This window comes from Leptospira harrisiae, assembly GCF_002811945.1.
Lineage (GTDB): Bacteria > Spirochaetota > Leptospiria > Leptospirales > Leptospiraceae > Leptospira_A > Leptospira_A harrisiae.
Genome location: NZ_NPDX01000004.1, coordinates 1 through 24,436 on the forward strand (window position 1 = coordinate 1; position 24,436 = coordinate 24,436).

Genomic DNA, 24,436 nt, shown 5'->3' on the forward strand with positions numbered 1-24,436 from the left:
ATTAGGGCGGGGAAATCTACTTTCTAATACCGTACGTTAAACTGCAGATAACCATAGCCTTCGCGTGAATTCTGGCCCACTGAAATCATTCACCAAACAAACCTCCCAAAATTCTCTTGCAATTTCTTGAAGTAATGTAAGATTTTTATAAATCTCTAATAAATGCTCTTTGTATGAAAAAAACACTTTTTATAATATTTCTCTACCTCATTACCTTCCCCCTTCTCGCAATCAATACCGTCATTCTAAAAAATGGCAAGACTCTAAAAGGAAAAGTAACCAATCAAAACGAACAAGGACTTACATTACAAACTACAGAGGGACCACAAACCGTTACAAAATCCCAAATATTAAAAGTAATCTATAAAGATGTTAGCGACCAAGAAGCAGAAAAAATCCGGATCGCTGAAGAAAAAAAATTACGAGAAAAAGAAGAGAAAGAAAAAGCGAAACTGGAAAAAGAGAGACTTCTAGCAGAAGCAAAGGAACAAAAACGTCTAGAAGAGGAAGCAAAACTTGCAGAACAGGCAAGACTCTTGGAAGAAAAAAATGTCGAAACTCAAGCAGAAAAAGAAGCAAAAGCCGAAGCAGAATGGCTCGCAACAAGAAAACTAGGTCCCTCTCCGGCAGCAGCCCAATGTGGTGGCCGATTAGCTTTGATTTGGCGATCTGCATTAATCCCAGGCTGGGGACAGTATTGTGGTGGTTATACGGTATCAGCAGGAACTTTTGGTACTTTGTTTTTTGGAACTCTTATGTATTCACTTGGACCTCTACGCACCGAAGAACAAAATGCAAAGTCCCATTATGATACAATGGTCTTACTCAACCAAATTGGAGGACCAGGTACCAGATTCAATGCACAAAATGTGAGTTTGCCTTCTGAATTTATTGGCGGATTTGTTGAGACTTCCATTACGGAAGATCTAATCACAAAAAGTAAAAACAATGCCAAAGAAGCAAATATCAAATATTTGGCTGGGCTCGGAACAGCAGGTATCATTTACATCACTAATGTCATCCATGCCTATATGATTGGGAGAGACCGGTATCCCGATCGCCCTTCTGTCAGCACTGGAGGCAAACAAATCAGAGAAGGTTTCGACTGGGATTCTGGTTGGGATAGACCTTATTCCATCACGGGCATTCGACCACAAATGAATTCAGTGTATGCAGAAGTTCGTTATTCTATTCTATTTTAAGGGACATACAAATGAAAAATTTATTCAGCATCATCTTACTTCTACTATTCTCTTTTCAGTGCAAAATTTTTAAACCATCCAACCTTGATCCCTCTGAAGACTTAGGTTCGCTACAATCCTTGCTTCGCTTGTTAAGCTTAGCCGATGCTTTCAATACCTATAGCCAAACTGTCGTCTTTATGAAGTTTACCGATCCCGGTGGAAATCCATACATCAACGGGGTCGTCACTTATTCTGTTTTTAACGAAGCAGACGAAAACGGAATAACCCCTTCACCCTTTGGAGAATCTGGAAATGTCCAATCCTATACCGTCACTCTCGATGCCAATGGTCGCGGTTTTTTATACTTCAGCGAGCGTGGGATTGCGAACCTTTTCGTCGCCAACTCAGGAGGAACTCTTGTCGGCGCAGCCAGCTTTCGCATATACAACGGGATCACAAAACAATCATTTTCTTTATTGACCCAAGGAGGAATTGTTCAGTTCGTTTTAGAAGACATTGCCAATTATCGAAATCGATTGGCATCGAATTCTACATTCACTCCACTTGGTTCTGCAAACGGAAGGCAGTTTATTTATTTAGAAGTTCTAACTTCCTATGTCTCCCCTAGTCAAAATACTTCCATCGGATATATTGCATCTTCGTCAGATGGAGAGAACTATGATTTGGTTACAAAAATTGACGGGGTAACCATTGAAAAAGGGGTAGGCTATGAGGTAGTATTAAAAATATCAAAACCGGTTTTTAATGGATCAGAATATGTATTTTTTCTTGCTGAAGAAAAACATGATTTTGTGGGTCCTCCACCAAATATACTTGGATTTCGTAACTTAGCATTGCGGATTCCTGCATTTTTTACACCTAACTCTAGTGCGGTGACTGGACTTACATTAGACCCAACATTTTTTTTGTATCGACCTGACAATTTTCCTTGGATGTATCCGGCTTTTTATTTTGGCAATGGTCGGTATCTCATCTCGCCGACATTCTATAGTGCGGTAGAAACAAAACCAATCCTCCTGAATGCTGATTTTTCAGTAAACCAAGATTTAAATTCTAGCTATAGCTGTAACCTTGCTAATTCAATAGTAAACTCAGTCGGCTTTCAAATTGTGACTATCGGTGGAACTGAATACCTTCAATGCCCTAGTTCATCGTTAACTTCCCCTATTCAGGTTAGAAGTATTGAAGGGAATACGATAAGCAATCGTGTTGTCATTTTCGATGGAACACAGAATTTTGAATCACTTCCTGTTTTTGTCAGAGGGAAGTTTGTTGCCACCTTTGGCACTGCACCTATTGGTTATACATTCAATGCAGATAATTACTTCTTACCAAATCCAACTTTGGTAAGAAATGCCTCGCCAATTTCAGGATTCAATTCTTCCATTATTAATTCAGGCACTAGTGGAATTCTGAGAACTGTAAAAAGCTCTGGGAACGCAGATTATTTTATCCTTTCTAGTAATCCTACTTTTTCAACACCTACCATCGAAATTTTTCGTAGCACAGATTCTTTAGGAAGCGTTACTCTATTACCAGGATTTCCAGGAACATACAGCACGGGGATTTCCAATGCAGAACAACTTCAATCGGCCAATGGAAAATTAAACTATAGCTATGCAATCTCCGCAGGTACTGGCGTTGGTTTTTTCCCAATTTACCTCACTCGATTCACACAAGATGATGGAAACTGGGAAGCTCTACCTAGATTAATCAAAATACGCTAAAATCAATCACCTATCTATCGATAGGTGGTAAACAGACAAACTCCCAATTATTTTATGTTAACGGTTTTCAAAATTCTAGAATTGTATAAAGGAAGTTCCTTTCCCACAAGAATCATTGCAAACGATTCCGAAAGTTATATTCTCAAAATGAAAGGCGCTGGGAACGGAGTAAAAAGCCTAATCCAAGAGTTTTTTGTCAATCGAGTTTGTTTTTCCTTAGGGTTCAACGTTCCGAATGCATACCCCATACTCCTTCCTGATAAGTTCCCATGGGATTTTGGAACCGATGAATTCGATGATTTAGTAAAAAAGAGTTTTGGTGTTAACTTAATCCTAGATTATATTGAAAACCAAACAGAAACACACAAATTAGAACCAAACTCAATGAGTGTAGAAATTAAAAACCAAATAATGGCAATTGATTTCTTTTTTAAAAATTTCGATAGAACCTTACAAAGTCATAATTTTTTAAAAGATCAAAAAGGAAAACTTTGGATCATAGATCACGGAAGTTGTGAATTTTTAAATGAGTCAATTATGAAAGAATCAAAAACACTTCCATCCAATCATATCTTCGCTTCTGAATCCATTCAAAACAATCAATACCTTCGCAAAATTCTACAATTTGATTTTGAGAAAGTGATCCAAAACATCCCCAAATCCTGGTGTAAGGAATTGGAAATTCAAAAGGAGGACCTCCGTTTAATTTTTAAAAATAGAATCCAATGGATTACATCTCTGTTTTCGCATTAAAAACAATTCGATCATCCTCCAAAACAAATCATTTCGGAAAGGAAGTATGTTCTTTTAGAAAAGAATTCACAATAGATTCATATTCACTAGGCCGAACATCAATCGACTTACAGTGGCTAGCCCCCCAATCAGTTTCTACCAGTTGTTTGTGGTTTGATTTTAAATTCTGAAATATTTCCTCAGAATGGAATACAGGAGTAAACTCATCTGTATTGGAATGAATCAATAGTACTGGCAAAAAAATAGATTTAGCAGCTTTTTTAGGAGAGACTTCATCGACTAGAAAATCAGCACGAAGTTCTGCTAGAGAAAGGGCAATAGGAGAAAGAAACAATATCAAAGGTGAATATAAATCAACTGCTCGTTTTTCCACGATCGAACGCATATCCATATAAGGTGAATCAGCAATCACAAAGGCAAAATCATTTCGACCCTCTGCAAATTGTAAAGCTGTGGCTGCACCAAACGATGCGCCAAAAACACCGATCTGCTCTTCTGGAACCGTACTGATTTCTGAAAAATATTCTATGGCTCGCTCCAAGTCTAGTTTCTCATAAAATCCGTACGTTCCGTATTCTCCTGCACTTTCACCGTGGTGGCGAGCATCATATAAAAACAAACTACATCCTCGTTTCCAAAACAAAGGAGCGTATTTCAAAACACTAAAGCGGGTTCTTGTATGTCCATGGAGTAAAACAACACCGCATTTTTTCTTTTTAGGATTTCTAAAATACCAACCGCGCAAACGAAGGTTACCATTCTGAAAACGTATGGATTCAGGCTCAGGGAGTCCAAAATCAGAAATGGAATTGATCTTTAATTTCGTCTTATCTTCCTCTAAGGTTGTGACGGGAAAGGAAACGATAGATGATGAAAAATAATAACCTGCGCCTAGCAAAAAAAAGGTGAAAACAATGATAAATGTACGGAGAATCTTTTTCATTAAAGGACCTAGTTGGAAAAATCTAGGAGAGACCACAATAGGAAAAGCGAATTTTCCAAAATGGCAGTTTTTGAACCGAAAAAGAATTGCCTGTTTGTCATCCTTCCCTCATTTCTTAAGGAAATCTATGAAACTATATTTAGCGTCACTATCCCTCCTCCTCTGTTTATCCTTTGCAAATTGTCGCACCATGGATGCTGCCGTCCAATACCCGGAATCAGGAAAAACGGATTTGGGAATTTCAAAAGTTGCCGTTCTACTTTTTGACATCGAAGAGGCAAAATGGGGAGATGAGTTTACTGATGCAGTTTCTTTACAAATTGCAAAGTTACTTCCGATCAGAGTCATAGAAAGAGAACAACTTTCAAAAGTGGTAAACGAACAAAGTTTTTCTAAAACAGGAATTATTGATACACAAACGGCTGTTCGTCTAGGGAAAGTCCTTGGTGTGGATGCATTGGTTTTTGGCAGAGGCTCTGCGCTGAAAAAATACGATGAAAAGGGAAAACTCATCCCTAATTTAGTTGATACTGTTTCTCTGAAAATCGTTCATATCGAATCAGGCCAGGTTATTGTCAACGCTCGCAAAAAACCAGGTGCTGATTGGACAATAGGAAAACTCATCCAATACAGTTTGGGACTTGGACTTATATGGAGTCGCGAAGACATTCTATTAACCACTAGCCAATATGACTTTGTTGCAGAGAGTTTAGTGGAACGTATTGTATCGGAACTAAAGAAATAAATTATTTTAAATCAAAAGGACAAATGATGAAAATTAATATTGGAATCCCAGAAGAAGAAAGAAGTGCCATCTCTGAATCTTTAAAAAAACTCTTAGCTGACACTTACACTTTGTATCAAAAAACACATAGTTATCATTGGAACGTTACTGGACCTATGTTTCAAACATTGCATATTTTATTTATGACTCAGTATACGGAACTTTGGAATGCAATTGATCCCATCGCAGAAAGAATCAGATCATTAGGTTATTATGCACCCATGGGTGGTTGGGAGTTTGCAAAATACTCTAGTATCACCGAAGACAAAGAAGTTCCCAAAGCCCATGATATGATCAAACATTTAGTGGAAGGAAATGAAGCTGTGATACGCACCGCTCGTGCAGCTTATGCTCCTGCTGAAAAAGGAAACGACCAAGCAACATTAGATCTACTCACACAACGATTAGACATCCATGAAAAAACAGCTTGGATGTTACGATCCTTACTCGAAGAATAAATTCTAGGAGCAGTAGTCAAAACTAGGCTACTGTTCCTTGGTTCGCAAAAAAGTGAATCGGATTTAGGAATTTAAGATAACTCTTTACCTAATATTTCCAAATATTTCGCCTGATGAGTGAAATGAATGTAATGGCCTCCGCCATCAACTTTTACTTTTTGATTGTTTTTGAAAAAATGATCCATAACAGCCCAATCACTACTTTTAATATACTCCGAATTTCCACCTAACAAAAACAATGTTTTCGTCTCTGAAGTTTTGTCATAAGAAAAGACATCCTCAAACACTCTACGTGCACGATTTAGACCGGAAACATTCAATTTCCATCGGTAAGTTCCATCGTCATTTCTTTCCAAACTCATCTGCAAAAACTGACGAATGAATGTATCAGGTAAATACTTCGCCATTTCCGCATCAATATCGTTTCTGGAAGAAAATCCATCCAAAGGAAACGACATCGCCTGAATTTCTTTATCATAAGCAAAAGGATAAGACCTGGGTGCAATATCTTGGATGATGAGTTCTTTCAAAAATCCTGGATGGGTTAAATCAAAATACATGGCAACAAGTCCACCCATAGAATGACCAATTAAAATTGGATTTTGAATTTGATGATCGGAAAAAAATTCTTCCAAATCCTCTGACATCAGTTTAATGGAATGTTCGTTTGTATGAGGAGAATCTCCATGATTTCTTTGATCGATTGTATAGACAGAACCAAAGTTTGATAGATACTTCCCGACTGTGACCCAGTTTTTAGACGACCCAAATAACCCGTGTAAGATGACGACATCGCCCTTGTTTTTTTTAATTTCTGAAGTAGGTTGAAAAGGATAGAGTTTGTAACTTAATTTCATTAAAACTTTCCTAAAAGTTCAAATCAGAGCTAACGAAAACATTCTTTTTTTAAGATTTGTAAATGAGGAAGGATTTGTTTTTTTTCCCTAGGCCCAATTTCAGATGCATATCGAATCATCTGACTAATTTCAGATTTAATTCCTTCACCAACCGGCGCAAAACAAGGAATGGAATCAGGATCTTTTGTCATCGATTGTAAATTGGAAACTAAATCTTTGGTATACAAATTGATATAATTGCCAGTAGGAAAAAGATAAATATAACGAAGTTTTCCTTTTCTCATCTCTTCTAGACGACATTTTAAATCCGTATTACAATCTGTACTCGGCATACTTTCAGTAGCCAAATAACCTGCGTAATCCGAATGTTTGGTTTTAGGATAGGCTTCTAATAATTTCCAAAAATAATTGGAATCAACATAGTATTTTCCTGAATTATAATCATACAATAAACGAGACTGGTGGCGTTTTAAAAATTCGAGAGTCCCCGGATCATTGTCTGGTTTGATTCCCTTTTCATTCATTAGGTCCACCGTTTTCTTTAGGAAAAACCCAGCCTTTGCTCGTATGAATATAAAATCGTCACCAGTAAATTTACCTGTCGAAGAAATCGAAAAAATAGAATCAGTAATTTCTTGTTTTGCTGCAAATTCAATGTTTTTTGATAGAATCATTCGTTCTGCTTCAAATAACAAAGTAGATAGGTATTGTTTTGGTGAAACGGAGCGGACTACGGATCTTTTGATAAATCCAGAAAGTCCATCTTCTAACTTCACAGGAATCCAATCTTCTTTGGGACTTTCGAGAGAATCCTTATCATAGGAAACAGGTTCTCCAAATTTTAATTTGCGCAAAACATCGCTTTTCTGGTCAGCAAACAGATGCAAGTTGAGGCCAATCACTGGAATGACAATTTGTGACTCGGAATCCTTTTTGACTAGTTCAGAAGGTTTTGATTGTTTGGATTTTTCTTGGATGGTTGGAACAGATTCCAAAGAACCAGTTTTCATCAGCAAGACTATCAAAATTGAAAGAAAAGAAATACTAAAGAAAAGGGAACGAAAAATAACCTTTCTTCTCCAATTTGCCATTCGGTAAAAAAACACAGCCCCTCTTCGAAAATATTTCGGTAAAGGGGCGGACTTCATTTTATTTTTGTAAATCCTCGACCATTTGTTTGATGCGAGCCACACCTTTTTCGATGTCTTTATCACCTAACGCATAAGACAAACGAATGGCTTTATCATCTCCAAAAGCAATGCCTGGCACTGCTGCCACATTGTATTTATCGAGTAAAACATCACAAAATAGTTTTGAGTAAGAAGATTCTTTTTTCTCAAGAAAAAGGCGTTTGAACCCGGGAGTTTCATACACACCAGTGATGTAAGGGAAGGCATAAAACGCACCCTCCGGCATCCGGCATTCCACACCCGGGATCTCACGTAAAAGTCCCACAATGAGTTTACGTCGTTTGTCAAAAGCTTTTAACATTTCGGATACAGGCGTTTGGTCACCAGTAAGAGCGGCCTCTGCAGCAGCTTGCGAGATCGAAGAAGCATTGCTTGTGGACTGGCCTTGCATGGTGTCCATGTTTTTTATAATCTCTGGATTCCCTGCCCCGTATCCAATCCTCCATCCAGTCATGGAATAGGCTTTTGACACTCCGTTAATCACAAAAGTTTTTTCCTTCATCTTCTCGGAGATCATTGCAGGATTTACAAATTCCAATCCATCATAAATGATTTTTTCGTAGATATCATCAGAAACTGTAATGATATCTTTTGGTTCCAAAACCTTTACGAGTGCTTCGACATCCGAACGAGTGTAAGCTGCCCCTGTTGGATTGGATGGGGAATTAAAAATAAATACCTTAGTTTTCGGAGTGATGGCTTTTTCCAATTGTTCCGCTGTGATTTTAAATCCACTAGAAATATCAGTAGCTACAATCACAGGAGTTCCTTCCGCCAAACGAACAATGTCCGCATAACTTACCCAATACGGCGCAGGAATAATGACTTCGTCGCCAGGATTCAAAGTTGCCATAAAAAAATTGTAGAGAACCTGTTTCCCACCTGTACCCACAATGATTTGATTCTTTTCGTACTTTAAACCATTTTCGGTTTCAAATTTACGAATGATGGCATCTTTTAAGGAAACCGTTCCACTCACTGGAGTGTATTTGGTTTTCCCTTGGTCCATTGCTTTTTTAGCAGCTTCTTTGATATGTGTAGGTGTATCAAAGTCAGGTTCCCCTGCTCCAAATCCAACCACATCAAGTCCACTCGCTTTCAACTGATTGGCTTTGGCAGTGATCGCGAGAGTGGGAGAAGGTTCTACGACATCCAGTCGTTTTGCTACAAGTTTCATTTTGTCCTCTATTTAGTGAGTGATTCCTCTGGAACTGTTTCTTTAAACTGATCCAAAGTATAAATTTCGTATTCATACCCTTGTTCGGTGAGGAAGAGTTGTCTGTTTTGACCAAATCTCTCTTCGTTAGTATCACGCGAAATCAACGAGTAAAATATAGCTGTATTGTCTTGGGATTTCGGACGAAGGATCCTTCCTAGACGCTGCGCCTCTTCTTGCCTCGAACCAAAGGTTCCCGATACCTGAATGGCTATGTTTGCATCTGGTAAGTCGATAGAAAAGTTTGCCACTTTAGATACCACAAGTTGTTTGATTTGTCCTGTACGGAAGGCCTGGTAGAGTTCCTGTCTTTCAGGAAGAGGAGTTTTTCCAGTAATCAAAGGAATTTTGAAAGTATTGGAAATCTCTTCTAACTGATTGATGTACTGTCCAATCACCAAAATGTTGTTAGTGGAGTGTTTTTTTAGGATATAACTAATCGCCCGAAGTTTTTCAGGATTTTCTGATGCCAAACGGAATTTTTCACGGTCATCCGCCACAGAATATTTCATACGAAGGTCATCTTCCATAGGAACACGGATCTCCACACAATTGGCTTCCGCAATCCATGACTTGGCTTCGAGTTCCTTCCAAGGTACATCGTATTTTTTAGGACCGATGAGGGAGAACACATCTTCTTCGAGTCCATCTTCACGCACAAGAGTTGCCGTTAAACCTAACCTGCGTTTGGCTTGAAGTTCCGATGTCATACGGAAAACAGGAGCTGGTAATAAGTGAACCTCATCATACACAATCAGTCCCCAGTTGTTGGCACTGAAGATATGAAAATGTGTAAAGTCCCCACCTTTTTTCTTCCTATGAGTTAAGATGTTATAAGTTGCAATTGTGATGGGTTTGATTTCTTTCATCTCACCCGAATACTCACCAATGTCAGACTCTGGGATATCGGTTTTGTCTAAAATTTCATTTCTCCACTGGCGAATGGACAAAGTGTTCGTTACAAGAATCAGAGTTTCTGCTCCGACAATTTGCATGACTCCCATACCAACGATTGTTTTTCCCGCACCGCAAGGTAATACAACCACACCCGATCCACCTTCATTCCGCCCACCGGCATGAAAGGCTTCTACAGAGGCTCTTTGGTAATCACGCATTCCAAATTTAATTCCGCTGATGGTAACAGGACGTAAGTTGAATGGATATTTATTCCCTTCATCGTAACCTGCAAGGTCTTCCACTGGAAAACCAATTTTGATTAACGCTTGTTTGATGTGACCACGGTATTCTTTTTTAATACGAATTTTATCACCTTCCATTCCATCCACAAAGGGTTGAACGGCACGGTTGTTAGCAATTTCTGTGATGAATCCTTTTTCATTGGAAATGATATACAATTCCCCGGATTCTTCTTTTACCAGTTTTACTTTTCCGTAACGAGAAATTTGTTCTCTCACTTCATTCATTACGTTCTTTGGAACGGAATAACGAGCAAACTTTGTTAATCCTTCAATGATCTCTTCGGCAGTCATTTTGATAGACGCTGCATTCCACAAAGAGAGTGGAGAGATGCGATAGGTATGCATATATTCCGGGCTTTTTTCAAGCTCTGCGAATTTGGCAATGAGGTCCCGACAGGCTTCAAATTCTGGGTTATCCACCTCAAGAAGCATTGTTTTATCACTTTGTACGGTGAGTGGCTTGGTCATGGTATTCCCTCTCAATTTAACCAGGCTGGGAAGAGAAACCGCCCTGTCAACTCATTTGATTTTAATAGATTTTCGATGTGTTTTCGACGTGTTTTTCAGGCAAATCCAGAATATTTGGAACAAAGTGGAGTAACCAACCGTCTAATCTTAGTTACTCTATACCTTTTCTATTATTTTTTTTAGATTGACTGATTTTGTTTTTATGGGCGTTCCCAATGGGATTTTAGTTTCCCACTCTAAATTTCCAAGGGTCAGGCTCACTCCGGGGTGCGCTTACGCTCCCGCCAGCTTCTCGTCGTTAGACGATCCGCTGGCCTTACGCCCTCCGGATCCTTAACGCTTCAAATAATCCTCTAAAATAGATTCATTGGCACCTGTTAGATGCATTCGGTCAGTGAGAAATTTCCGATATTCCCGGGCTCCCTTTTCTCCATAATAAAGACCCAAAATATGCCTAAGGATATGGTGCACTTTTCCCTCTTTTTTTAGGACAAGCCGAATATAAGAGATTAGTTCTGTAAGCACTTCTTCTCTAGAAAGAGGATTTTCCTTGGAACCAAAGTAAAATTGGTCCACTTCATGAAACAAAAATGGATTGTCGTAGGCGGCTCGCCCGATCATCACTCCATCTACTTTGGTTAGGTGCTCTTTAATTTCTGAATGGGTTTTAATTCCCCCATTGATCGTGATGGTTAAACTAGGAAAATCTTCTTTTAATTGGTATACGTCTTGATAACGGAGAGGCGGAACCGTTCGATTTTCTTTGGGTGAAAGTCCTTCTAAAATTGCAATCCTTGCATGTACGATACAATGGTCGACCCCTGCATCTTTGATTTTAGATACAAAATGGTATAAATCTTCGTATGTTTCTTTTCCATTCACACCAATCCGGTGTTTGACGGTCACAGGGATTTTGACCTTTGCTTTACAAGAAGAAACCATCTCCGCCACAAGGTTTGGTTCTTTCATAAGACAGGCACCGAAACTGCCACTTTGTACTCGGTCCGAAGGACAACCTACATTCAAATTGATTTCGTTATACCCACAGCTTTCCCCAATTTTGGCACATTCAGCAAGTGCCAAAGGAGAATCTCCACCTAACTGAAGTGCAATGGGATGTTCTTCTTTTGAAAAATCGAGATATCGATGGTTGTCTTTTCCACGAAGAATGGCACCTGTGGTCACCATCTCCGTATAGAGTAACGCGTGTTTGGAGATAATCCGCATAAAAAAGCGGAAATACCTGTCGGTCCAGTCCATCATCGGGGCAACAGAAATGCGGTACGATGGAACGGGACTTGTCAAAAAAATTCTCCTATGCTTCTTGCGGGTGTTCCTCTCTGGATGGAAGGCTTAAAACAGAAGCGATTTCTGTGGGAACCCCTCTATGGATTTCTTCAGAAGCAATTACTGCAAAGTTCCTGGGGGGTAGTTCCTTTGTCAAAAAGAATGCAAAGGCTTGTCTTAGGTATCTAGAAACCACAAAGATCAGGAACCTGTTCTCATCCAAAGCCTTTTGTAATTCGTTATATACCGATTCCAAAATTCTCACACGAACATCATGAGGCAGGATGATGAGTTTACTTCCATCCGTTTCATCTAGAGTGATACTTTTATTCATACGATCAATGATCCGTGGATCAATGGTGACCACATGTAACTTTCCATCTGGTGAAAGGAAGTCATTGATGATTTGGCGAGATAATGCTTGTCTAACATGTTCTGCTAAATCAAAAGGATTGTTGGTTCGTGGAAGATGATTTGCAATGGCATCCATAATTTTTGGAAGGTTTTTAATCGACAATCCTTCTGCCAAAAGATTCTGCAAGGTTTGTTGGATGATCCCAAGGCGACCTTGTTTATCGTAATCCAATTCTCCCACAAGAGTGGGATGAGTTTGACGTAAATGTTCAAGAAGGGCTTTCACCTCTTCTCTTCCAAGGAGTTGCGAAGCATAATTAGAAATCAGTTCTTTTAAATGAGTGATGATGACCGTAGATGGATCCACGACCGAATAACCTTTGTTCTCTACTTCAATTTTATCATTTGGATCAATCCAAGTGGCTTTCAATCCAAAGGCTGGCTCCGTAAAAGGTTCACCCACAATGGCTTCCAAATTACGTGCTGTATTGTTCATAGCCATCAAACGGTCTGCTCGCACTGCAGATTGTCCAACAACCACTCCATTGATTCGAATACTATAATTATCGTGAGGGATTTCTAAATTGTCTATGATTCGAATGGCTGGGATCACGAGTCCAAAATCGATTGCAAATTTTTTGCGTGTGTTCGCAATTTGCTCCAGTAAATGTCCACCTGACGAAGCGTCAACTAACGGCAGTAAATCGCGGCCAAGTTCCACCTGAATGGCTTCGACAGAAATTTCTTTGATATAATTCTCTGGTTTTTTTTCTTGGACTTTTTCCTGGGCAACGTTTTCAATTTTTTTGATTTCTTCTTTTGCCACTTGTTCAATAGAATATCCCAAATAACCAATGGCTCCCGCTAAAAAGAGTAGTGAGAAAAATGGCAGTCCAGGGATCAAACTAGAAAGACCAAGGGCTCCTGAAACCACATACAGAGTTTTTGCGTTTCCAAAAAGTTGATCTTTGATTTCCACTGTGAGTTTTTTTTCTGAACTCGAACGTGTGACAATGATACCGGTTGCAGTTGTCGATAGTAATCCTGGGATTTGCGAAACAAGTCCATCCCCAATCGTAAACTTTCCATACGTTTCTATCGAAGCAAGAAAGGACTCTCCACGAATTGTGGAACCAATCAATATTCCACCGAGTAAGTTGATAGCGGTGATGATTAATCCCGCTCTTACATCCCCTTGTACGAACTTCGATGCTCCATCCATAGCCCCATAAAAATCAACTTCACGTTGGACTTTTTTTCGTTTTACCTTTGCCTCTGCTTCAGTGATCGCACCACTATTAAGTTCCATATCAATGGACATTTGTTTTTGTGGTAATCCATCGAGTGTAAACCTTGCTGCCACTTCCGAGATCCGTGTCGCACCTTTTGTGATGACTAACACCTGTACAATGGTAAGAATAATAAAGATAATCAGACCAACAACATACTTACCAAGTCCCGATTCTCCACCCACCACAAAGGTTCCAAATGCTTCAATGACACTGGAATTCATTGCAGGGCCTTTGGATAAAATTTGTCTTGTTGTTGATACGTTTAGTGCTAATCGAAATAACGTGGTGATCAGTAGGATACTAGGAAAAATCGAAAATTCACTGGGTTCCGTTACTGACAAAGCAGTCATGAGGATCAGGAGCCCGAGTCCAATACTCACAACAATGAGAATGTCTAAGACAAAGCCCGGCAGCGGGACAATCAACATTCCCAAAATCAGAAGTGTTCCCACTCCTAATATCAAATCGGATTGTTTGAGTATATCTCTAAAGTTCATTTGCTTATGCCATTCCTACTTTTTTTTTAAACTTCTCAAGAGTGATAAGGATTTGCACCACTGCTTGAAAGAACTCTTGCGGGATTTCTTCTCCCACTTCCACTTGCGCATATAAAAGGCGTGCTTGTTTAGGGCTTTCAACGATCGGAACATCATTTTCGCGAGCGATCCTTCGTATTTCTAATGCTAGGCGATTCTCTCCTTTCGCAATCACACGAGGTGCAGAATCCCTTCCCATTTCATAGGATAGTGCTACTGAATAATGTGTGGGGTTGGTTATGACAACGTCAGCCTTTGGAACTTCACGAAGCATATTCCCCTGCATCATGTCACGTGCGAGTTGCATCCTACGATTTTTCATCACAGGATCCCCTGAATCTTCTTTCATTTCACGTTTCGCTTCCGAAGGCGTTTGTTTTAATGATTCTTCAAATTCAGACTTTTGAAAAAAGAAATCAGCAACGGCAATCCCCAAAAGCAAAAGTCCTACCGCCATCATAATCTTAAATCCAGAATAGGTGATAAGGGAAATTGCCTGCATCATACCCATATTTCCCGTCAAAAGGACTTTTAGAAAATCTCCGGAAATTAAAATATAACTAATCACTCCGATTAACACTACTTTTGCGAGCGACTTCACTAAATTAAACAATGTTTGGCGATTCGGCAATACACGTTTAAAGTTAGGTGTGATACGGTCAAAACGAAAAGACAAAGCTCTCGGTGAAAACATAAACCCAACTTGAACCACATTTCCAACAACTGCAAAGACAAGAGTAATCGCAAGAACAGGCCAAAGCAGGTTAAAAAAATCACGGGATACACCAGAGAGAATCACCCGGAACTCTTCAGCCCCAAACCGGTCTAGTTTCATTCCCATAGGCAGGTATTTTTTGATAAAAATTGCAGTATTTCTAATAAATGTATCACCTAGAATAAACAATACGCCAGTTCCACCTAACAGAACCAAAGTAGAAGCAACTTCGTTTGATTTAGGTACATTCCCTTTCTCTTTTTCTTCTCGCCTACGACGTTCACTTGGTGGTTCCGTTCTCCCTTCGTCAGCAGCAGCAAAGAGTTGGAGTTGGATTTCATAGTATCCAGTGGAAAAAAAAGCGGAAGTTGACAGAGTTTTTATATGCGACTCAGGTTTTGAATTGATAGAAAAAATTTCTAATCCACCAAACAATGATCTGACCCAAGAAAAAAATTCGATCTTTTCATTACCCAATACATTTTTAATACAATCTTTCATAGGTTTGGCCACTCCCGAATGAGTAAACTCGCCTTATCCATAGAAATTTGAATCCCTTGTACCATTTGTGTTGCAATAAAAGTTAGAGTTGCAATGAGAGTAAGAGTTCCAATAAATACTTTGAGTGGGAAAGACATGGACATCACATTCATTTGTTGTGCTGCTTTCCCCATTAGGCCTTCTGCAAGTGAAACCAAAAACAAAATTCCCATCACAGGTAATGCAATTTTAAAAGCCACCACAAACATAGCACCAATGGCTTCTTCCATCAAACGATACAAACCAGCATTTACCTTCCCAGTGAAAGAAATGATTTTAATTTTTTCAAAGGAATATGCCAGTGTTTCAATGAGAAACCGGTGGGCACCAATAACAAGAAAGAGAGCTGTTGCCATTAAGTTTTTCATAGTACCAATGGCAGGGAGTGAATTTTGTGTGACTGGATCTAAAATCTCCGTATATCCAAATCCAATTTGGTTGTTAAAAAATTCCCCTGCCATTTGGAAGGCAGCAAACACAAGTGAGACGAGAAATCCAATAAACACACCAACTAACATTTCCGATATTATCAGAATCCCGAAATTGACCATATGGCCGGGGACAGGTGGCATATACGTTGCTACAACAGGATAAACAATCAGCGAAACCATAAAAGAAAAGATCATTCGAAGTGAAAAATTGATCGATTCTGATGAGAAAAAAGGTGCAACAAGGAAAAGTCCGAGCAGTCGAACTAAGACAAAGAGAAAAGATTGAAAGTGTAAAACAAATGGTTCCATATCATATCTTTTCTATCATAAAAAAAATTTCACGAGTATAGTCTGTCATCACTCGAACCATCCATGCCGAAAAAAAAACAATCACGGCAAAAATAGAAACAAGTTTTGGTACAAAAGCTATAGTTGGTTCTTGGATAGAGGTAGTTGTTTGCAGGATACCAACAATTAGTCCGACTACAAGTGCAGTAATCAGGATGGGACTAGATATTTTTAATGTGACTATGAATGCTTCTCGGAGTAAATTGACTACATCGACTTCTGTCATTTGTAACTCCTTACAAGCTCTAAAACAAGCAAGTTCCATCCATCAATCAGAATAAAGAGAATCAGTTTTAGTGGCAGTGAAATCATCACCGGCGGCAACATCATAAAACCCATAGCAAGAAGTGCAGATGCAACAATCAAATCGATCACGATAAACGGAATGAAGATATAAATACCAATAATAAAAGCCTTTTTGATTTCACTTAACATAAAAGCGGGAACCAAAACATAGGAAGGTACATCTTCAAAGGATTTTACATTTTGAACTTTCCCAATTTTCAGAAACAAAGCAACATCCTTTGTTCCATCTTTTCCCAATTGGCGAATCATAAATTGGCGAAGATGTTTCATAGATCCTTCCATCATCGCCGTTTGGTCAATTTTTCCATTTAAGTATGGTTGGAGGGCTTCATCATTCACCTTACCAATGGTAGGTGCCATAATAAAAAAAGTAACAAAAAGGGCAAGACCCATCATCACTTGGTTTGGTGGTAAGTTTTGTAAAGAAAGTGCTCGTCTCACAAAATCAAACACAATCACCACCTTCGTAAACGAAGTGACACTCATCACAATTGCCGGTGCCAACGAAAGAATGGTCACAAGGAAAAGGATCATCAGAGACAAACTTGTTTCTTTTGGACCTTTCGCCTCATTTACATTAAACGATAAATTCGGAATAGGAATTCTTGTTCCTTTATCTTGGGCCATAAGCCCAGTAAACCCACCCGCAGTGATTAGAAACAGAATCCCAATGAGAAAAATAATTGATTTATGTCTCTTAAGGAAGGATAAAAAACGGAATTTCACGACTCCCCTCCTTCCAACAATTCACGGTGTTTGCGTAGGCGCTCCAGTCCTTCTTTCGCTTTCCTTTGGATCTCTGCTGCCCCATCAAATTCCAAACTTTCCATCTTCGAAGGGTTGATGCGAATTTTTCTTTGTGCTTTGCTTTGTAAACTTTCGAGGACAGTTTCCAAAAAATTAGGAACGTACGGGTCCGCTTCCTCTTTCATTTTTTGAATTTGTGATTTTTCGTCGGGTGCTGTCACTTCAGTGAGTAAACTCACAGATCCATCAGCGACACCTAACACAAGCGTACGACCGCCCACTTCGACAATTTGAACTGATTGTGTAGCAGAAAGTGACAAACTAGACAAAACTTTCATAAACCCTTTGACAGGATATTTTGCCGACTTTGTTTTTTGCATTTGCAAGATGAGAAAATATCCTGCACCCACTAAAATACTTAAAATAAATAAAATTTTTAGTAAAATCCAAGTGGCAGAAGGGGAATCATCCGGATTTTCTGCATATCGCTCTTGGATTAGATTAGTTTCTTCGTTCCCTCTAGGAACCTCTCCCACATTCGTTTTGTTAGTGTTAGATGGTCCTTCAAACCTAGGTGGAGAATTTGAATTATTGGCATCGGCAGGTTTAGATTTGGAATCACCCAATTCCTGGCGAAGGATTTGGTCCAATTCCTTAGTTTCTGCATTTTGAGAAAAAAGAGGAGAAACAAAAAATACGAGAATCAGGCAAAAGTACATAACTTGCCCCTTTCGTTTTTGTGGCCTCTCGGTTTTACGAATCATTTTTCGCCTTTGAGTCTATCGGTTGGACTTACAATATCGGTAACACGAACCCCAAAGTTTTCATCGATGACCACAACCTCACCTTTCGCGATGAGTTTGCCGTTTACAAGTAAATCCACTGGCTCACCAGCTAACTTATCTAGTTCGATGATGGAACCTTCACCCAAACCCAAAATATCTTTGATGTACATTTTGGTTCTTCCAAGTTCCACTGTTAGTGCCATTTGCACATCCATGAGGAGGTTGAGGTTTGTTTGTCCCGGGCCACCACCTGCTGTCGCAAGAGATGGAAAATTAACACCTTTGATTCCAACAGACCCTTGGCCGCCACCCATTCCCATATTGGGTTGCATGTTGACGTTCATTCCGCCGGACTGTTGTTGTTGTTTTTGGCCACCACCCTTTTGGATATCCAAAACGGAATTTGCCATAGACAATGCGATTACATAATATACTTTAAAAGAACCTACTCCATCAATATTCAAACTGAGAGAGGTTTTCACCAAATTGCTGTCATCTGGTAGTTGTAAATCACGGCCTGAATTCACCAACGCAATCTCTGGTGGGCTACCGGACATGGTGCCACCAAGTTTCATTCCGATTTGTGCTGTCACAGTTCCAAGAATTGGTGACAAGGAATCTTTTAAAGTTTGGAGTTGTGCATTGTCTAGTTGGCCTGGAGGAGTCATTCCACCCATCATCACACCAGCAATTTTTGCAGCGTTTTCTTGCGCCATAATGAGGCAAACTCGTCCCGCCAAACTTCCGCTAATGGTGGAGAATAAACTAACGGATTTTGTTCCAAGTTCCTTTTGAATGTCAGCTGAGGAGCTCGATTCGGTGGCAGGGTTCATAAAACGAGTGTTTTTTGCCAAGATCGTGCCAAGTGTGTTCCCCGCCACCTGGAATGCAGAGCCGATCACATCAGAAATAATGTCGCGGTCAATTGGAGATAGGTTGTCCGATGACGAACTTGCGGCGCCACTTAAGGAAGAGAGGTCGAATGTATCATCCGCACCTTGTAGTAATGCGTCTATCTCGTCTTGTGAGAGTGAACCTTCACCCATACCCTTATATCTCCGGAAAACTTAGGATAATGAGACATAATATGAATCTTTTTGTCACTCAGTTTTTTTCCGAATTGACAAAAAGTAAAAAGATCAGTCGAATGCGCTGGCAAATCCATCCGAATAGGCACGGAGGTTGTCATACGAGTAAATTCCCGTGTTGTGGTAGTCACTCCAAACTATGGAAATCGCATAACGACCCACTTTAGTCCAAGAAAGCAGTTTGATGGACTGGATATGTCCAGTGGCATCTCCGACTTTCCCACCATGCCCACCCCGACAAGTGGCACAAGGGCATTTTTTACGCAGGTCAAGAAGGGAATACTTTGACCCATGGCCATCCTTCCATTCGATATAAAGCGAATCATCATCGAAGGAAATTTCTTTCGGGAAGGTGGCAAGCTGCGAATTCGACATTTTTAAGGTTTCACCGGGAGTTTTGTCGTTTTGGAACGAAAATTTCCAACGGTAGTTCCATACTGAATTTTGTCACCGAGGGTTATGTTTGTCAAGTCTATGGTGTCATTTTCGAATACAAGAATGACTGTGGATCCCATTTCAAAACGTCCGAGTTCCGACCCTTTCTCAATCATGATCGATACGTCTTTGTAATGGTGTTCCTTTGCAAAACGAATCCAGTTGTTTGTTACAATTTTATTGTCATACGTAACACGAATTTTACCAACGTTAGACGCACCAACTTTGATAACAGCTATTTTGCCGTATTCCGTTTGTAAGAAAGTGATGAGCCTTTCGTTTTTTGGAAAAAGCCCTCGGATATTGAGAACCGCTAAATCGTTCACAGGGAAAAGTTTCCCTGGTTCATAATAGTATCCTAAAATTTGCCCAGCAAAAGGACTATGGATGCGGTGATAATCTTGCGGAGATAAATAAAAGGTGATGTATTTACCATTTGTGAAAAATGGATAATACTTTTCGGAACCTAACAATTCTTTTACGGAGTAATCAATCCCTTTTGCTTGGATGATAGTTGATTGACTGATATTACCAAAACTTGTGATTTTAGAATCTGTAGGAGAAACCACGGCGTTGGCAGCTGAATCAATGATCCTAGCTTCTGCACGAAGGGCACGAGTAAAAAATTGATTGAGAGATGCGTATTCTTTAATCTCAAGTTCTGCTTCGCTCAAATTAATTTTGTATGCCTTTGCAAATGCCTTTAAGATGGGAATCATCATAAATCTTGGCATCTTAAACATGGAGAAGTATCCAAACAGTTTGGAAATCAGGTTTTTAGGTAGTAAGGTCAAAAACAAAAGGTAAATGTCTTTGAAAATTTCGTAACGAGCACCTGATTCAGAAAGGTATTTTTTTAATTCAAAATTGGCAGATTTACCAAGTAACATTAGAGAAACTAACAAAGGCACACTGGTGATGACTGCCGCAATGTAACCCCAGTGCATAACAAAAATAAAAACTTCGATTCCATATTTTACATAAAGATAAGCAAAACCGAGAGTTGATCCAATAAACAACATTCGAAAAAAATTGGAAAACTTTTCACCAAATACATAAAATGCATTTTGTTCTCCACTATAAAACCAACCAGCGAGGCTCAGAATACCAAAACAAAGAAAGGAAATAAAAAATAAAATAGCTGGGATCGAATCCTTGTGTTCCAAAATCCGATCGGGGAAAGAAAGGATTGTTTCTAAATTGACTGCACCATAAGAATACAAAACAAAACCAACGAGTGTTGCCATAACAAAACCTTCAAAGAAGGAAGCAAGCATACTCACTAACCCTTGTTTTGCGGCATAATCAGTCCGAACCACACCAGCGATTCCTGATGATTTTCCCACTGCAGTTTCGGTCGACAAAAAGAAAGTACTTAAGGAGACAGAAAGCCCCCGTAAAATTCCAAATGCACCTCCACCTTGTAAAGCCTTGATGGAAAAAGCTTCCTTCGTGACATCGGACAAAAATCCAAAAAAGGAAACCATTCCGCCTGAGAACAATGACACATAACCAAAAATAAAAAGGATGATTCCAATCGGTGCAAGGATGGAAGCAGCACGCCCCACTCGCCTAACGCCACCTATTACTATGAAGAGTAAAATTACTGAAATGGAAATGGGTCCTGACAAACCGGATAAACTCAAACCTTCTTTGGTGATGTATGTCAGTCCCACATAAGGAAAAATTCCACCAAACAAAAGTACTGTTACTAAACTTGCAAGAGAAAAGGCCACAGCAAGCCATTTTGCCCGCAATGCCTTTTCGATAAAATACATTGGTCCCGAAAGGTAACGACCACTCGGAAGTTGGTTTCTGAATTTGACGGCAAGGGTTGAGGATACAAAACGAATGGGCATCACAAGTAAACTCATGACCCAAATCCAAAAAAGAACGCCAATTCCACCATAGGCGATGGCCAGAGCGGTTCCGATGACGGAACCGGCAAGTAAGGATGAACCAATTCCAGCAAAAAAGGCTTGTGAATGAACCAATTGTCCCTTGGAACCTTTGAAATCCATATTGCCCGTAAGAATTTTTAGAGCAAGGAATAGAAAACGAATTTGTGGAAAGCCCAACCGAAAGCTCAAATACACTGAAGCAATCAGTATGAGGTAAAAATAGGGGCTGAGAATGTCCGATCCTAAAATCAGATTAAACGTAGATCCGTTTTGAAAGAGTGTTTCCATATTGGTTCTTCCTCACGAAATTGGATGAAATTGTTATGTCAAGATGTATTGTGATCCTTTCGCTTCTGGTTTTTATGATTTCTTCTCTTGTCCTCGGCAACTTGGTCGCCGAACCCTCTGGGATCGAAGTGGGGATGCGTTATGGTGCTGGAGAAAGAATTCCTGGTCGGTTTGATGGTGACCTAAAACAGTTCTCTTCCACCTTCAATCCATTGGTGTTTTCTGATGTCAGTTTGAGCGGAGGAAAATCCACCAATTTGTATGAAGGTTTTGTTCGTTTTCTTTTAGACTCAAGGTCAAGGGTTGGATTTGTTGTAGGAAGAAATGATTGGCAGATGCTTCACCTAACCGAAGTTACAAGCGACCTCTATTATACGAAACTAAGGTCTGAAATTTACTCCTACCATGTTCTCGGAATGTATTACTTTACAATGCCCATCTTTCGAAATTGGGAATGGGAAAATGGTTTGGGAATTGGATTTACCTCTGCCGATTGGAACATAAGAGGATATTCTGTAGGTGAACTTGCACCCGATACCCAATACTTCAATCAAAAAGGTAGACTTCGAGGGAGTGGGCTTGCTTATCGAGCAGAAACAGCCATCAATCACCGGTTATACGACAATACTTTTTTTCAAATTGGTCTTGGATACCACCATGTCGCCATTGATAAGTTCAGCGGGAATTATAATGGAGAAACCTCAAGCTTCTATATTCGGGCAGATGGGAAAGTAGGAGTGATTGATGACACTCGAATCCTTGATGCCACTGTGAGCACTGCACAAACTTTTCGAAGATTAGATATGAACACGGGTTCATGGATTCTTTATTTTTCAGTCTTCCAAAGGTTTTTAGATTGACGATCCATTGCTTAAAGTATCAATTTTAACAAAATTACATGAAACCTTCTAAAATCATTACCATTGGTATCAAAGAACTGGCTCACCAAAAAGTCATCCTTGCTGCTTGGTATAACTTTCTAAAAGAAAACTTCGATGCCAAAAAAGTTTCTGCAGAAGAATTCACTTTATACCTACAAGCACATGTCATGTATGATTTGGACAAAGACCAAATCGAATTGATGTTGTCGGGTCCAGAACCTCTTTTAGAAGATTTCAAAAAGTCTATTTTTGGATGAATCTCCAAATCTTCGGAACAAAAAAATGCAAAGAAACTAAGAAGGCACAGTTGTTCTTCCAAGAACGTCGTGTGACTTTTCAGTTTATCAACTTACAAGAAAAAGAAATGAGCAAAGGGGAACTTCGCTCCATTTTAGGCAGTGTGAGTTTAGATGACTTGATTGATACGGAATCCAAAGTTTACGAAGACAAAAATCTAAAATACATGTTATACGATAAAGAAGAGGCTCTACTTACAAACCCCCTTCTCTTCAAAACACCAATCGTTCGCGATGGGAAACGTGCCACCATCGGATTTGTTCCAGATGTCTGGAAACAATGGATCTTAGAATCTAAAAAATAAAAGAAGAAGTCTTTAAGACTCCAATTTTTTTCGTTTTGAATAATCCTTCGCAATTTCAGGTAAAGCAGGTAAAGAACTGTGAATTCTATGCATTTCCAAGGCTGGCCTTGCAGGAATTCCAAAGTAAGCTGTTTTTTCTTTAGAATCTTCCGTTAAACCTGAAAGTCCCATAAGAATCGAACCTTTTTTCATTGTTAGGTGTTCGGCAACAGCAGACTGCCCGGCAAGAAAACATCCATCTTCGATGGTGACAGAACCTGCAAGGACAGTGGCACCTGCGATATAAACATAATTACCGACACGGCAATTGTGACCGACATGGACATGGTCATCAAATTTTGTAAAATTCCCGATGGTGGTGGATTCAAGAGCTGCTCTATCCACAGTACAATGAGCACCCATTTCCACTTCGTCACCAATGACGACATTTCCAATCTGAGGGACTTTGTATCGCACTCCTGCATAGTCATAAAAACCAAATCCATCGGCACCAATGACAGTATTAGAATGGATCAAATTTCTTTTTCCTAGCTTACAGTTGTAATAAACAACAACTCCCGATTTTAAAATCGTCTCGTCTCCGATTTCTACATTTGGTTCCAAAACTACATTAGGGTAAATGACTGCTTTGTCTCCAATGACTACATTCTCTTGGATCACGGCAAAATCCATAATTGTTACATCTTTTCCCAGTTTGGCGGAAGGATGGATGCTGGCTTTTTGAGAAATAAAAGAAGTGTATTTTGGTTTTTTTTCAAACAAAGATACAACTTGAATGAATTTTACTTTAGAACCTTCTTCAGGGATAATGATTGCATTAGGAAATTGTGAAGCAAGTGAGTCGACAGTTAAAGCCACTTTTACGTCCGATGCTTTTTTATGTTTTGCTAAATATTTTTTGGATGCTACGTAATATATACTATTGGGATCTACAGGAGTATGGTGCTCCAAATCTTTGATTCCATTGATCTCTAAATCACCAGAGCCGGTGAAACTTGCACCTAATTGTTCAGCTAATTCCTTTAGTTTCATTCAAACACCTTACACTTGAAAAATAATTGGAAGGGACATATTTCAATCACATTTTTAAAATCTATCATA

At 39.4% G+C, this 24,436-nt stretch carries 24 protein-coding genes; 8 read left to right on the top strand and 16 right to left on the bottom strand.

All coding sequences use genetic code 11. The features are described from left to right. The first annotated feature begins 173 nt into the window (after window positions 1–173). Genes CH364_RS13275 through CH364_RS13285 form a run of 3 tightly spaced genes read left to right on the top strand, consistent with a single transcriptional unit; the run spans window position 174 to window position 3,685 of the window. Window positions 174–1,202 carry an LA_0442/LA_0875 N-terminal domain-containing protein gene (locus CH364_RS13275; protein WP_100744442.1) on the top strand — a complete coding sequence of 343 codons (1,029 nt, stop codon included), beginning with the start codon at window positions 174–176 and terminating at the stop codon, window positions 1,200–1,202. Window positions 1,203–1,213: 11 nt separating this feature from the next. After that, window positions 1,214–2,932, top strand: coding sequence for a hypothetical protein (locus CH364_RS13280; RefSeq protein WP_100744441.1), 1,719 nt, complete (start codon window positions 1,214–1,216; stop codon window positions 2,930–2,932). 54 nt (window positions 2,933–2,986) lie between these two features. Beyond that, complete coding sequence (locus tag CH364_RS13285; RefSeq protein ID WP_100744440.1) at window positions 2,987–3,685, top strand: HipA family kinase; 699 nt, start codon at window positions 2,987–2,989, stop codon at window positions 3,683–3,685. A gap of 28 nt (window positions 3,686–3,713) precedes the next feature. On the opposite strand, the gene CH364_RS13290 is transcribed toward CH364_RS13285, so the two are convergent. Continuing rightward, the gene (locus CH364_RS13290; protein ID WP_100744439.1) at window positions 3,714–4,628 is read right to left on the bottom strand and encodes an alpha/beta hydrolase; all 915 of its coding nucleotides are present in this window, start codon (window positions 4,626–4,628) and stop codon (window positions 3,714–3,716) included. 127 nt (window positions 4,629–4,755) lie between these two features. Here CH364_RS13290 and CH364_RS13295 point away from each other — a divergent pair, with 127 nt between their 5' ends. Further along, window positions 4,756–5,373 carry a CsgG/HfaB family protein gene (locus CH364_RS13295; protein WP_243401399.1) on the top strand — a complete coding sequence of 206 codons (618 nt, stop codon included), beginning with the start codon at window positions 4,756–4,758 and terminating at the stop codon, window positions 5,371–5,373. 23 nt (window positions 5,374–5,396) lie between these two features. Beyond that, a complete protein-coding gene (locus CH364_RS13300) occupies window positions 5,397–5,870 on the top strand; it encodes a Dps family protein (protein WP_207762271.1) in 474 nt (157 codons plus the stop codon). 71 nt (window positions 5,871–5,941) lie between these two features. On the opposite strand, the gene CH364_RS13305 is transcribed toward CH364_RS13300, so the two are convergent. From CH364_RS13305 to asd, 14 genes are all read right to left on the bottom strand, one after another. Further along, window positions 5,942–6,727: an alpha/beta fold hydrolase gene (locus CH364_RS13305; protein WP_100744437.1), complete on the bottom strand. Its 786-nt coding sequence runs from the start codon at window positions 6,725–6,727 to the stop codon at window positions 5,942–5,944. A gap of 29 nt (window positions 6,728–6,756) precedes the next feature. Next, a complete protein-coding gene (locus CH364_RS13310) occupies window positions 6,757–7,737 on the bottom strand; it encodes an SH3 domain-containing protein (protein WP_243401398.1) in 981 nt (326 codons plus the stop codon). 139 nt (window positions 7,738–7,876) lie between these two features. Then, window positions 7,877–9,094, bottom strand: a complete 1,218-nt coding sequence (locus CH364_RS13315) for a pyridoxal phosphate-dependent aminotransferase (protein ID WP_100744435.1) — start codon at window positions 9,092–9,094, stop codon at window positions 7,877–7,879. An 8-nt stretch (window positions 9,095–9,102) separates the two neighbouring features. Further along, window positions 9,103–10,800: a DNA repair helicase XPB gene (locus CH364_RS13320; RefSeq protein WP_100744434.1), complete on the bottom strand. Its 1,698-nt coding sequence runs from the start codon at window positions 10,798–10,800 to the stop codon at window positions 9,103–9,105. Between the two features lie 333 nt (window positions 10,801–11,133). Then, window positions 11,134–12,105 carry a tRNA dihydrouridine(20/20a) synthase DusA gene (dusA, locus tag CH364_RS13325; protein ID WP_100744433.1) on the bottom strand — a complete coding sequence of 324 codons (972 nt, stop codon included), beginning with the start codon at window positions 12,103–12,105 and terminating at the stop codon, window positions 11,134–11,136. Window positions 12,106–12,115: 10 nt separating this feature from the next. Next, entirely contained in the window at window positions 12,116–14,230 is a 2,115-nt protein-coding gene (locus tag CH364_RS13330) for a flagellar biosynthesis protein FlhA (protein ID WP_100744432.1), read from the bottom strand. 4 nt (window positions 14,231–14,234) lie between these two features. Continuing rightward, on the bottom strand, window positions 14,235–15,485 hold the full coding sequence (locus tag CH364_RS13335) for an EscU/YscU/HrcU family type III secretion system export apparatus switch protein (protein ID WP_100744431.1): 1,251 nt from the start codon (window positions 15,483–15,485) through the stop codon (window positions 14,235–14,237). Then, a complete protein-coding gene (fliR, locus tag CH364_RS13340) occupies window positions 15,482–16,264 on the bottom strand; it encodes a flagellar biosynthetic protein FliR (RefSeq protein WP_100744430.1) in 783 nt (260 codons plus the stop codon). The genes CH364_RS13335 and fliR overlap by 4 nt, the downstream gene beginning before the upstream one ends. 1 nt (window position 16,265) lies before the next feature. Then, entirely contained in the window at window positions 16,266–16,529 is a 264-nt protein-coding gene (gene fliQ / locus CH364_RS13345) for a flagellar biosynthesis protein FliQ (protein ID WP_002974890.1), read from the bottom strand. Beyond that, window positions 16,526–17,335, bottom strand: a complete 810-nt coding sequence (gene fliP, locus CH364_RS13350; RefSeq protein WP_100744429.1) for a flagellar type III secretion system pore protein FliP — start codon at window positions 17,333–17,335, stop codon at window positions 16,526–16,528. Before fliP ends, fliQ begins: the two co-directional genes overlap by 4 nt. Then, on the bottom strand, window positions 17,332–18,075 hold the full coding sequence (locus CH364_RS13355; protein ID WP_100744791.1) for a FliO/MopB family protein: 744 nt from the start codon (window positions 18,073–18,075) through the stop codon (window positions 17,332–17,334). Before CH364_RS13355 ends, fliP begins: the two co-directional genes overlap by 4 nt. Window positions 18,076–18,116: 41 nt before the next feature. Beyond that, window positions 18,117–19,187 carry a flagellar motor switch protein FliN gene (fliN, locus tag CH364_RS13360; RefSeq protein ID WP_004784465.1) on the bottom strand — a complete coding sequence of 357 codons (1,071 nt, stop codon included), beginning with the start codon at window positions 19,185–19,187 and terminating at the stop codon, window positions 18,117–18,119. 93 nt (window positions 19,188–19,280) lie between these two features. After that, window positions 19,281–19,604 (bottom strand): DUF971 domain-containing protein, encoded by a 324-nt coding sequence (locus tag CH364_RS13365; RefSeq protein WP_004787162.1) that lies wholly within the window; start codon window positions 19,602–19,604, stop codon window positions 19,281–19,283. A 2-nt stretch (window positions 19,605–19,606) separates the two neighbouring features. Continuing rightward, window positions 19,607–21,853 carry an archaetidylserine decarboxylase gene (gene asd / locus CH364_RS13370; RefSeq protein WP_100744428.1) on the bottom strand — a complete coding sequence of 749 codons (2,247 nt, stop codon included), beginning with the start codon at window positions 21,851–21,853 and terminating at the stop codon, window positions 19,607–19,609. A 35-nt stretch (window positions 21,854–21,888) separates the two neighbouring features. On the opposite strand from asd, the gene CH364_RS13375 reads away from it, so the two are divergent. The 3 genes from CH364_RS13375 to CH364_RS13385 are packed head-to-tail and all read left to right on the top strand — an operon-like array spanning window position 21,889 to window position 23,335. Continuing rightward, a complete protein-coding gene (locus CH364_RS13375; RefSeq protein WP_100744427.1) occupies window positions 21,889–22,713 on the top strand; it encodes an LIC_11366 family protein in 825 nt (274 codons plus the stop codon). 38 nt (window positions 22,714–22,751) lie between these two features. Then, window positions 22,752–22,991: a hypothetical protein gene (locus CH364_RS13380; protein WP_100744426.1), complete on the top strand. Its 240-nt coding sequence runs from the start codon at window positions 22,752–22,754 to the stop codon at window positions 22,989–22,991. Then, window positions 22,988–23,335 (top strand): arsenate reductase family protein, encoded by a 348-nt coding sequence (locus tag CH364_RS13385; protein WP_100744425.1) that lies wholly within the window; start codon window positions 22,988–22,990, stop codon window positions 23,333–23,335. The genes CH364_RS13380 and CH364_RS13385 overlap by 4 nt, the downstream gene beginning before the upstream one ends. Window positions 23,336–23,347: 12 nt before the next feature. Here CH364_RS13385 and lpxD read toward each other — a convergent pair whose 3' ends face one another. Next, complete coding sequence (gene lpxD, locus CH364_RS13390) at window positions 23,348–24,367, bottom strand: UDP-3-O-(3-hydroxymyristoyl)glucosamine N-acyltransferase (protein WP_100744424.1); 1,020 nt, start codon at window positions 24,365–24,367, stop codon at window positions 23,348–23,350. Window positions 24,368–24,436 lie beyond the last annotated feature (69 nt).